The following is an 11,998-nucleotide window of genomic DNA, read 5'->3' as shown; positions in this document are numbered from 1 at the left end:
TGGTCGCGCCGCAGGAAAGCGCAGCCGCCCAAATGCCCCCGTTTGTTTTAGGAATGAGAAACGCCCGCCGGGCATCATCCCGGCGGGCGTTAGCTCGCTAGCGGCTTACTTCTCCTCAGCCTTGGAGGACTCGGCCTCAGCCTTGTCCTCGGTGCCCTCGGAGGTCTTGCCGGAAGAGCCGTTCATCAGCGTCTCGTTGCCGGTTGCCTTGCCCACCATGTAGGAGGAGGTGTACTCCTCGGCACCGCAGGCACGCATGACGCCGTCAACTGCCAGCAGACCCAGGGTGATCGCACCCAGAGCGCCCGCAGCCATGCCGATCATCTCCGGGTTCTGGATATTGAACGCCGCCTGGAAGCCAGCCGCGCGCTGTGCACGGTCCTCGTCGTAGATGCCCAGGCCGCGCTGGATCTGGTCGTTCGCCTGCTGGATCGCACCGTTGATCTGTGCGGAGACGCCCTCCAGGCCCGGGATCTGGACCTGGGAGAGGATGCCCAGCGGAATGGCCAGCAGCAGCGGTGCAGACAGGCCGACAATGCCGGCGATGCACTTGCCGTCGAGCTCAGCGGAGGAACCCTGCTGCTCGGTCTCAGTCGACTTGACGTCGACGTTGATCTCGATGGTGCGCTCGCCGTAGGACTGGCCCTCCGGGCCGACCAGGAGGTAGGCGGCTTCGTAGGAGCCCGGCTTCAGGTCCTTGCGCGGGGTCAGAACGACACCCTCATCGGTGATCTTGACGCCCTTGTCGCCATCTTCGAAGTACTCGCGGCCCTTGGTGAACACGATGTCGGAAACATTGTCCGGGAACTTCACGTTAACCGGGGAGTTGTTTTTCACGCTTCCGTCGATCACGATCGGCAGGTCGTTGTTGTCGCTGATGACCGCGCCCTCGGAGGTGCGGGTGCCCTCCGGGTAAATGCCGAACTGCACAACACGAACCAGGTCGCCGTCGGCGTTACGCTCGTCGACGCGGACAGCCTTGTTGGCGGAGCCCTTCTTAGCCGTCAGCTTGAGGGTGCCGTTGGCGTCCTTCGCGTCCACCAGGTCCGCACCGGTGGTGACGACCAGCTTGTTGCCGTCTGCCAGCGGCTTGAGCTCCTTCGGCTCACCCTCGATGAGGAAGTCGCGCTGCTGACGCACACCAGTGCTCTTGCCCTCGACAATCTCCAGCTTGTAGCGGTTGATCTCCTGGCCGTCCTTGTTGTACTCAACAACGACACCGGTCTCGCCAACCTTGTCAGCCTTCGGACGCAGCAGGAACTTGCCGTTGGACTCCTCCGGAGCCTGGAAGGCATCCGCACCCTGGACGACCTGGAAGCGGTTCTGCTCGTTAACCAGGGTCGCTTCGAATGCGCCGGTGGTGGAGACCTTGTAGGTGTGCAGACCGTTGCGCTTTGGCTCGTTGAGAGTGATCTCGTACTTGCCGTAGACGCCGCGGTTGTCGCTGACCTGGATCAGAGCGGTGCCGGCCTTGCCCTTGCCGGTGACGATGAGGTTGTCGCCGTCACGCTTGACGTCGACGAGATCCTCGCCCTCGAGGACCTTGAAGGTCTCGCCTTCGGCAGAGGAGATGGTCGCCTTGGATTCCCAGCCCATGGTGGCCTTCTCCGGCTCGATATCGGCGCTGCGGCCCGGGGTGATCTCGAAGGTGTAGCGCTCGAAGACGTAGCCGTCCTCGGACACGTTCTCGATGACCAGGGTGCCCTTCGCATCACGCTTCGGGGTCACCTTGATCTCGGACGCATCCTTCTCCGGCTGCTCAGCCAGCAGATCCGCGCCCTTCGCGATGCGGAAGTGGGTGCCGTAGAGCTTCAGCTCGTTGTCCGAAGTGATGGAGTAATCCATCTCACGGACCGGGGACGGCTTCACGGTGTAGGTGTAGGTCTTAATCGGCAGATCAGCCTCAACCTGCGGCAGCTTGTTGCCGTTTTCGTCCAACAGCGGATCGCCGTTTTCGTCCAGCTGGTCCTTCATGCCCTTGACGTACTCGACAACCTTGACGGTGCGGGTCTCGCCCTCCGGAACCGGCTTGAACTTCAGCTCGAAGTCGCCGTCCTTGTCGGTCTTGGAGCCCTTAGCCAGGAACTCTTCGCCCTCTTCGACAACGAGCCAGTTGTAGTCTGCGTTGCCGCGGGAGATCTGGACGTTGGAGCGGTCAGTGACCTCGCGCTCGCGGTTGACGTTTTCAACCTCGTCTTGCTCCTGCGGTGCGATGTTGACGATCCAGACTGCTGCCAGTCGGCCGTTCTCGTCCTTGATGTGGACGGTGACCTCGCCACCGTTCGGATCGGTCGGGGTTACGACCCACTTGTCGCCCGACTTCTCAATCTTCGCCTTGTCCTCGCCTGCGACGATCTCGGCGGTGTAGCCGTCGACGTATTTGATTTCAAGGGTGTCCGGCTGCTCGGACTTGTACTCGAGCTCGCGAGTGAAGATCTCCGGGCCGGCGTTGAGGTCCTCCACAAGCTTCAGGGTGTACTTGTACTCGAAGCCGTTCTCGTCAGTGAACAGCACCTCGACGTCGCCGGTGGCGCCGTCCTTCGGCGTGACAACCCAGACGTCGTCCTGCTTCTCAATGGTGACCTTGTCGCCGCCGCTGATGATCTTGTAGTCGCCGCCGCGGTTCTCGATCTTCGCGGTGGAGGTGTTCAGGATCTCGCGGGTGACATCGAACCTGGAGGTCTTGTTCTCGACGGTAACGATGTTTTCGCGAACGTTGCCGTTCTCCTCCGTGATCTTGACGATCACGTTGCCGCGGTAGCCCTCGTTGGCCTCGACAGTGACGGTGCCCTTGTTCTCGTCCTTGAGAATCTTCACCTCGCCGTGCTTCGGCTGGATCAGGTTGCCGTCCTTGTCGTAGCCAAGGCCCCAGTCAATCTTCTCGCCCTTCTTCCACGGAATGGTGGTGACGCGGTCCTCGCTACCAGCGTTCAGGGTGTAGAAGAAGTTGTTGACGTTGACCTGGACGGAGTCGTTGACAGCGACGGTGTCGGTGACCTTCACACGGTAGATGTGCTGGTTGCCCTGGTCGTCGGTGATCAGGATCTCAACTTCACCCTCGCCCTCGAAGTCCTCGCGCGGGGTGATAACCAGCTTGCCGTCCTCGGAACGCTCGACGATAACAATGTCGGAACCCTTGATTATCTCGAAGGTCCACTTGTTGCCGATCTTCTCCGGCAGCTCGATGACCTTGGACTTCTCGTCGCGGGTGAAGCCTGCGAAGTAGTAGTACTCCGAGACTTCCTTCACGCGCTCGTAGTACTTCTCAACGAAGTACTTCTCAACGTCGGTGACCGTGGTGGTCACCTCGGTCGGCTCAGGTGTCACCGTGCTGGTAACCGTCTCAGTGACTGCCGGGTTGGTGGAAGTGATGGTGGTTACCGGCTGGGTGGTGCGGGTTGTGGTGACCGTTTCACCCGGCTTGGTGGTGACAACCGGGGTATCGGAAACGGTCTCGGTGGTGACAACAGGGGTGCCGGGCTCGGTCACGACAGTCTCGTGCGGCTCCGGGTTCACGGTGGTGGTAACAACCTTCGGCGTGTTGCGCTCGGTCACCGTGGTCACGACCTCGTGCGGCTCCGGGGTCACGGTGGAAGTGACAACCTTGCCCGGGACCTCACGGGTGCTGACGGTGGTGTACGCCGTCGGCAGAGTCGAACGCTCCGTCACAGTGGTGGCCGGGTTGGTCACCGTCTCGGTGATGGTGGTGTTCGGCAGGGTCGTCGTAACCGTCGCCTCTTGCGGGCGGGTGATCGTGGTGGTCACTGCCTCAGGAGTGCTGGTGGCCGTGGTAACGATCGTCGGGGTGTCCTTCGGCGGATTCTGATCCAGGCCCGGCTGCACGGGCGGGATCAGACGCTGGAAGGATTTACGCGGCACGATGTTGAAGTCGTAGTCCATCGGCAGGAGAACAGTGACGTACTCGCCCGACTTGACCGTCTTGGCAATCTGGTCGTGGCGAGCGGTCTTGATCAGGTAGTAGTTCGGCTCACCCTTAGGCGCATCGTGGCGGTCGATCCGGAAGCCGGTCAGCTGCTCAAACATCGATGTGCTGACCTTGCCGTTGACAACGTCCTCGCGTGCCTGGTTGAGGTAGCCGAGCTGGTTCGACAGCAGCGCACGAAGGATGCCGATCTTGGTCTCGATGGCACCCTTCTTGGAAGAATCGCCGTTGGCGTATGCCTTGTAGTCCTTCTGCAGCTCCTTGACAACGTTGATCGCTGCGATGTTGACATCCGAGCTGATGCTGTTGCCGGTGCCGACACGGCCGGAGGCACCAGTCAGCTTGCGCACCTCGTAGTTGCCGGAGTCCCACGGGTTACCGAGACCCCAGTCGATGCACCAGCCAGCGCCGACGCTGGAGGGCAGCAGCTCGATGGAAGAGTCACCTTTCGGCACAGACTTAATCTGCTGGTCGTAGCGGGCGAGATCCGCACCGCTGAGCTTGTCGTAGGCGTCAACGATCTGCTGGCTGGGAGTGTTGGTGCTTGCGGCCTGTGCAAGCGGTGCGGATACGACTGCACCCGAAGCCATAACACCGGTGACCACCATGGTCATCACGCGCTTTTTCAGATTTGCGTTTTGCAACGTCATAGTCCTTCAACGTCTAGGAGATATTCGAAGCAGCCTGGAGAAATCCTGAACACGGACCCCAAAACTGACAGACCCCTATTCAATCGCAATGAACCGGCGAAAAGAAGTCCTTAACACCCCTGAAAGCCAAAAAAGTGCAGATATTAAGACAAAACTTGGAAGTCCACCCCTCTGACCTCGACTTTTGACCCTATTCTTAGGTGAAAAAAGTAGGGTGATCTTCGCCACAAATCAAGCAAATGTTCAACAAATGGCCATCTAATGCTGAAAAACCCGGTGCCGAGCTGGCACCGGGTTTTACAGGCTACAGGGTGGTCTTACTTGGAAGAACCCTGGGAATCACCCTCGTCTTCAGAAGAAGAGGAGGAGCTGTCGGCCTCGCTCTGATCTGCGGCGGCCTCAGACGGCTTGCCGGAGGAGCCGTACATGAGGAAGTCGCTGTCAGTTGCCTTACCGAGCTGGTAGGAGGAAGTGACTTCCTCCTGGCCGCAGGCGCGGAGCACCTGGTCCACGATGAAGAGACCAGCGGTGATGGCGCCCAGAGCACCTGCAGCCATACCGAGCTGCTCAGTGTTGATGCCCTGGAATGCATTCTGGAAGCCCGCAGCACGCTGTGCGCGGTCGTTGTCGTAGATGCCCAGGCCGCGCTGGATGCGATCGTTTGCCTCACGCATCGCGCCGTTGATCTGAGCGGACACGCCCTCCAGACCCGGGATCTGAACCTGGGACAGGATGCCCAGCGGGATGGCCAGCAGCAGCGGCGCAGACAGGCCTACGAGGGAGGCGATGCACTTGCCGTCCAGCTCCGAGGAGCCCTGCTGAGTGGTGGTCTGCTCTTCCTGGGTGATGTTCAGGATGATCTTCTCATCCATGTTCACCTTGCCGTTCTCGACAGGAACAACCAGGATCTTACGGCCACCGTCCAGGTGGTCACCCGGCTTGACGTGCAACTTGCCGCCTTCGCCGACCTCGATCTCCTTGCCCGGCTCGAGCAGCTTCTTCTTCGTGCAGTCGTCGGTGTAGCAGACGTAGACCTCAACGGAGTTCTCGCCGCCCTTGACGTTGATGTCGTAGCCCTTGTCGCGGGAGCCGTTGGCCTCCGGTGCCGGCGGGGTAAGGCCCTCGGAGGTACGCGGAACTTCCATCTCGACGATGCGAACCGGATTGCCCTCGGAGTCGCGCTCCTCGACAACGATGGTGCCGGTCTTGTTCTCGGTCGGCTGGATGAACAGCTGGCCCTTGGAATCCGGAATCGGGTTCGTAACCAGGTCATTGCCGCGCACGACGTGCAGGGTGTTGCCCTTGCCCGGGACAATCTTGTCGTTGAAGTCGCGCTTGTAAACGACGCGCTCCTCAACGAACTTCAGCGGGGTCGGCTGCGCGACGATCTCGATCGTGTGGCGCTTGACTACCTTGCCACTCTTGTCCACCTCGACGACGGTGACGGTCCTGCCAATGGAGTCCTTGCCCTTCGGGGTCAGGACCCACTTGCCGGTCTTCTCGTCGACGGTCACGTTGACGTACTGCTCACCTTCTTCAACGCGAATCTCGTTCTTGTTGATGCGGGTGATGGTGAAGGTGCCGTCCTCGGTGAGCTTGAAGTTCTGCTCGCGCACACCGTCAGTGCCGCCGGTGCCGTTCGCGCCCGGAACAACGGTGATGTTGTAGATCTGGTAGACGCCGCGGTCGTTCTTGATCTTGAGCTGGGTCTTGCCCTCGGCGCCATCCTTCGGGGTCACGATGATGGTGTTGCCGTCCTTCTTGACGTCAACGAGGGACTCATCGGTGACCTCGTAGTCGGAGCCCTCCGGGAGGGTCAGGGTCAGCTTGCTGTTCGGGTTGAGGGTGATGTCATCCTCGTCCGGGGTGGACGGGGTGACGTTGAATTCCCAGATCTGGAACGGCAGATCGCGGGAGTTGAGGTTGTGGATGACAACCTTGCCCTTCGCGCCCTGCTTGAAGTAGACCTTGCCGTTCTCAATACGATCGACCAGCTCCTCGCCCTCGACGATCTTGAGGTTGAGCTGCTGCTCGTCGCTCGCGATACCCGGGGTGTCCGTATCCTCGACCGGGATCACCTGCGGCTTGATCTCCTCCGGAGTGACCTGGAGCGTCCACTTGGCAACAGTCTTGCCGTTCGGGGATTTCTCCTCGACGACGATGTCGCCCTCGAAGCCCGGGTTCGGCATGACGCGGAACTTGCCATCGTCGGTCTTGACCAGGGTTGCGTTTTCCTTACCCTCGGTGATCTCGAAGGTGTTGTCCTTGTTGCCCGGCTTGAAGTCAGCGGTGTTGCGGTCCTTGAGTTCCTGGTTGAACTCCGGAACCTCGTACTCCGTGTCCTCTGCCGGCTTGGCGACGATGGTGTAGACGCCCACGAGGACGCGGCCGCCGTTGCCGTCCGGCGCGTACAGGTTGAAGATGGCGGTGCCGTTGACCTTGTTGTTGATCTTGAAGCCGTTGTCGGTCTTCACCCACTCCCAGTTGGCCTCGTCGCCACCGGTCTGCTCCAGCTCCCAATCCTTGCCGGAGGTCTTGACATCAACGGAAGTGCCCTCGTTGATGGTGTGGGTCTCGACGTCGACCAGGACGTTTGCGCCCGGCTTGATGTCCAGGGTGTAGGTGTAGGTCTTGCCGTCGGCGTCCACAGCCTTGAGCACGGCCTTGCCGTTTGCGTCCGGCTTCGGGGTGATGATCCAGAAGCCGTCGCGCTTCTCAATGGACTCGATGAGGTCCTCGCCGGAGACGATCTCCGGCTTGGTCGGGATGTCCGCCTCGATGTCGAGCTTGTAGGAGTTGGCGTTACCGATCACGCGGGTCTGCGTGTACTTGTCGGAGGTGGCGTCGATGTTGAACTCGTAGACGTTCTTGTTGCCCGTCTTCTCGCCCTTGTCGTTCTTCTCAAAGACCTCGATCTTGACGTTGCCCTTGAGCACGCCGTCGTTGACCTTGACGTTGAGCTTGCCGTCCTTGACCTCGGTGGTGATCAGGCCCTTGCCCTCGAGGATCTCGTAATCCCAGCCGGCCGGGATGTCAATGCTCTGGTTCACGCCGGAAACACCCACGTTGAAGTAGTGGTTGTTCACGGTGACCTCACCGGTGGTCTCCACCTCGGTGGACTCGTTGACCACGTTGATCACGTACTCGTGGCGGTTGCCGTCGCCGTCCTTGACAACGATGCGGACCTTGCCGCTGCCTTCCCTCTTCGGGGTGATCTTGAGCACGGTGGTGCCGTCCTCGCGGATGTCCTTGGTCACCTCGACAAGGCCGTTGGAGTCGTCGATGAAGTCGATGTCCCAGCCCTTGAGGTCCTTGACCTCGATCTCCTGGGTCTTTTCACTGGTACGGAAGTCGAATGCGTAGGAGAAGTGGCGGAAGTAGCGCTCCACAACCTTCGTGGTGGTCTTCTCTTCGCGCTGCGTGCTGGTCACGGTGGTCGCCACAACCTTGGTCTGCGGTGCGGCGGTGACGGTTGCAGTCTGGGTGACAGCCGGGCGGGTTTCAGTGACCGTCTCTACCTTCGGCTCGAGGGTGCGGGTAGCAACCTCGGTCTGCTTCGCGCCAGTGACGGTCTCGGTCGGGGTGACAGTCTTGGTCACGGTGGAGTACACCGGTTCCCCGGAGACGGTCTCGGTCACGGTCGCAGCCGGGGCCGTCTTGGTCACGGTGATGTCCGGCAGCTTCTGGGTGGTGGTCGCGGTAGAGGTGGTGTCCTCCGGACGGCGGGTCTCGGTGACGGTCTTTTCCGCCTGGGTGACGGTGGCGATCTCCTGCTTGACCGGCTGAGTGTACTCGGTCTTGGTCACCGTCGGCTGCACGGTTTCCCGTTCAATGTATTCCCGGGGGCCGACCTCAACGGTCTTGGTGTGAGTCGGGGTCTCGGTCACGGTCTCGGTGATGGCCGGCACGGTGGTCCACTCGGTCACCGTGGTCTGGCCTTCCTTGACGCCCGGCTCGAAGCCCTCGAGGCCCGGCTGCGCAATGGTGATGATGCGCTGGTTCGTCGGCTCGATGGTCCGATCCTGGTACACGTTGTAGGAACGCGGCAGCAGGATGGTGACGTACTCACCCTCCTTCACGTTCAGGCGGGACGAAGCTTCGTCGTTCTTGACCAGGTAGTAGTTTGCCTGGCCGGTCTGCTCGAAGTAGCTCTGGCGCACCTCGAAGCCGGTCCACTGCAGGAACTGCTGGGCGGTCATCGGCTTCACACCCGCGTAGTGGATATTGCCGGTGCCTTTAATCCAGCCACGCAGCAGGTTCAGGGTTTCCTTGTGGTTGGACAGCAGGGCCTGCAAAGCCGCATTCTTGGTCCTCGCATCCGCGTACTTGCCCTGCTGGACATCCGTGAGCATCAGCTTGGTCAGGTTGATGGCTGCGCGCTGGATATCCGGGTCGATCTTCAGGTTGCCGCCCATGTCGCCGTTGAAGCCGTAGAAGCCGGACGTGCCGTCGAGCTTGCGCACCTCGTAAGCGGTATTCGCCTTCGGGGTTTCTAGGTCAGCGTCGATGCACCAGCCCGGGCCCAGCGGGGTCCAGTACTGGCCAGAAATCTGGGCGTTTCTGTCCCATTTCTGTTCCTGGTTGTACTCGATAGCAGCCTGCTCAACATTGGAGGCGAGCTGGGAGTACTGGCTGGTAACGGCCTCGTCTGCAGTAGCAGCGGGAGCGACAGCGGCTGCGCCACCGAATGCAACAGCACCGGAGACCACCATGGCCATGATGCGCTTTTTCAGATTTGCGTTTTGCAACGTCACAGTCCTTCAACGTCTAGGAGATATTCGAAGCAGCCTGGAGAAATCCTGAACACGGACCCCAAAACTGACAGACCCCTATTCAATCGCAATGAACCGGCGAAAAGAAGTCCTTAACACCCCTGAAAGCCAAAAAAGTGCAGATATTAAGACAAAACTTGGGCAGTCGTCCCTCTGACCTCGCCTTTTGGCACACTTCTCAGTTGAAAAAAATAGAGTGATCTTTGCCACAAACCGGGCGGTTGTTCAACAACCGGCGCGGTCAGCGTTCTAACAGGGTTCCAACGGCCCCGACGTCTTGTCCCCGCGCACCCGCTTGAGCACATTCTCAGCGGATATCAAGCACATGGGCACGCCAACGCCAGGTGTGGTGGTGGCTCCGGCGTACAGCAAGTTGTCCATCTTCCGGCTCCGGTTGGACCCGCGCAGGAACGCGGATTGCCGCAGCGTGTGCGCCGGTCCGAGCGACCCGCCGGACCATGCGTGGTAGCGCTCCGCAAAGTCCGAGGGGCCGAGCGTCTGCTTGACGACGATCCTCCGGTCCAACCCCTCAACCCCACACCTTTGCGCAATCTGCGCAACCGCCGCCTCGGCGATGCGCCGCACCTGCTCGGAGGCCTCGCCGCGGTACATGTCGCCGTGGCCGATGGCAGGGTCCGCGGGTACGGGTACCAGCACGAACAGGTTCTCGTGGCCCGCCGGCGCCACCCCGGGGTCCGTGGCGGACGGCTTGGACACGTAGATGGATTCCGACGCGCCGAGCGGGCGGCTGGCAACAGGACCGTCGAAGACAGCGTCGAAGTCGTCCGCCCAATCCTCGCTGAACACGAAGTTGTGGTGCGCAAGCTCCGGGATCTCGCCCTCGACACCCAGCATGACTAGCACCGTGCCCAGGCCCGGGTCGCGCGGGGCGAACCAAGATTCTTTGTAGGTGCGTTTGTTCTTCGGCAGAAGGTGCGTTTCGGTGTGGTGGAGGTCCGCGGCGGAGATGACTAGGTCGGCGGGGAGCCTTTGGCCGTCGATAAGCACGACGCCCCCGTCCTCGATCGCGGCAACTTCCGCGCTGAAGCGAAACGCCGCGCCCTGCTCCACCGCGAGTGCGTAAAGCGCGTCCATCACCGCCGCGAACCCGCCCATCGGGTACTGCACGCCCTGCGTCAGATCCGTGTGGCTGAGCAGGTGGTACATGCTCGGCGTGCGGCTCGGGTGGGAGGACAAAAACACCGACGGGTACGTCAGCATCTGGCGCAGGCGCGTGTCCGTGAAGCGCCGCGCCACGAACGAGTCCAAAGGCTCGGTGAGGTAGCGCGCCAAACGGGCGTACTGGCCGCGGATGCGCGCCAGCGGCTTGAGGGAACGGAAGTTGGTGTACAGGAAGTTCTCCAGCGCGAGGTTGTAAGTTTCCTCCGCGCTGTCCAGGTACTGCAAAAGCTTCGCACCGGCGCCCGGTTCAAGCTCGTCGAAGAGCTTGGCGGCGTTGTCGCGGCCGGAGCGCACATCGATGGGTTCACCGGTTTCCGGGAAAAGGCGGTAGGCGGGCGTGAGCGGCTGAAGGTCCAGCACGTCCTCGGTGCGCTTGCCAAACAGCGAGGAGAAGTGGTCGAACGCGTCCGGCATCAAGTACCAGCTCGGCCCGGTGTCGAAGCGGAACCCGCCCACCGTTTCATTGCCGGCGCGGCCGCCGTAAGTGGGCAGCTTCTCCACCACCGTGGTCTGGATGCCCTCCCGGGCCAGCAACGCGGCAGTGGCCATGCCGGCCACCCCGGCGCCGATCACGATCGCGGACTTCGGTTGTGCAGTCATTGTCGTGCAGCTTTCTTCAGAGCGCGGGCCGTAAGGGCCAGCTTGCGGTGGTTGGGCACACTGATGCGCGTCGTCTGCAGCTGCGCTGCCGGTGTTGCCGCGATCATGGAGTTGAGCTCCCGAAACAGAGCCTCGGCGGCGGCCACTCCCCCGCGCACAGACCGCGGCAGAAGCGCGATGGCCTGCTGGGCGCGGTCCAGCTCAGCGTTGATGTCGTTGGTCAGGGAGGTCTTTAGGGCGTCGTCAAGCTGGGTGCCAAAGTACGCACGCCCCAGCGCACGACGGTCCTCCCCCAGGTCGCGCAGGAAATTGACCTTCTGAAACGCGCTGCCGAGCGCACGGGCGCCGTCCTCCAGCACGGGGCGGTCCGGGGTGTCGCGGCCGCGCAGGAAAATGTCCAGGCAGATCAGCCCGATCACCTCAGCCGAGCCATATATATAGGTATCCAACTCCTCCGGCGTGAACTCCGTTTGCGTCAGATCCGCGCGCATGGAGGCGAAAAACGCCTCCACGTGGCTGTTGTCGATGTTGCACGCGCGGTGCGTGCGCGCCCACGCATGCAGCACCGGATCCGTGTGGAAACGGTGGCTCGGCGCGTGGAGCACCTGCTCCTCGTACAGGTCGAGGGCGGTTTCCGGGCACTCGTTGGCCTGGTCTGCTGCGCCGTCCACAATCTCGTCCGCAATGCGCACCACGGCGTACAGGTTGCGGATGTGCGTGCGGTCCGGCTTTGCCAACGCCTTCGTGGCCAGGGAAAAGCTTGTGGAATACCGCGCGATCACCTGCGCCGCCGCTTTGTCCGCCATGGCGTCGTAGCGGGAGAGGTAGGTGTTCACGGCTGTGAGCTTACC

General features: G+C 61.6%; 4 protein-coding genes. All 4 read right to left on the bottom strand.

What is annotated here, in order from left to right:
• Positions 1 to 105 precede the first annotated feature (105 nt).
• On the bottom strand, positions 106 to 4,593 hold the full coding sequence (locus tag CFOUR_RS00100) for a hypothetical protein (protein ID WP_085958569.1): 4,488 nt from the start codon (positions 4,591 to 4,593) through the stop codon (positions 106 to 108).
• Positions 4,594 to 4,910: 317 nt separating this feature from the next.
• Complete coding sequence (locus tag CFOUR_RS00095; RefSeq protein WP_290179535.1) at positions 4,911 to 9,341, bottom strand: hypothetical protein; 4,431 nt, start codon at positions 9,339 to 9,341, stop codon at positions 4,911 to 4,913.
• Between the two features lie 273 nt (positions 9,342 to 9,614).
• A complete protein-coding gene (gene crtI, locus CFOUR_RS00090; RefSeq protein WP_085957046.1) occupies positions 9,615 to 11,147 on the bottom strand; it encodes a phytoene desaturase family protein in 1,533 nt (510 codons plus the stop codon).
• A complete protein-coding gene (locus CFOUR_RS00085) occupies positions 11,144 to 11,953 on the bottom strand; it encodes a phytoene/squalene synthase family protein (protein ID WP_085958369.1) in 810 nt (269 codons plus the stop codon). Before CFOUR_RS00085 ends, crtI begins: the two co-directional genes overlap by 4 nt.
• Between the last annotated feature and the right edge of the window lie 45 nt (positions 11,954 to 11,998).

The sequence above is a fragment of the Corynebacterium fournieri genome (assembly GCF_030408775.1).
In the GTDB taxonomy this organism is placed as follows: domain Bacteria; phylum Actinomycetota; class Actinomycetes; order Mycobacteriales; family Mycobacteriaceae; genus Corynebacterium; species Corynebacterium fournieri.
The sequence above is the reverse complement of the archived record's forward strand: the minus strand, read 5'-3'. Positions and strand labels throughout refer to the sequence as shown.

Excerpts from the sequence above, each read along its gene's own strand:
- CFOUR_RS00100 (WP_085958569.1), bottom strand. The coding sequence starts at position 4,593 with ATGACGTTGCAAAACGCAAATCTGAAAAAGCGCGTGATGACCATGGTG.
- crtI (WP_085957046.1), bottom strand. The coding sequence starts at position 11,147 with ATGACTGCACAACCGAAGTCCGCGATCGTGATCGGCGCCGGGGTGGCC.
- CFOUR_RS00085 (WP_085958369.1), bottom strand. The coding sequence starts at position 11,953 with ATGGCGGACAAAGCGGCGGCGCAGGTGATCGCGCGGTATTCCACAAGC.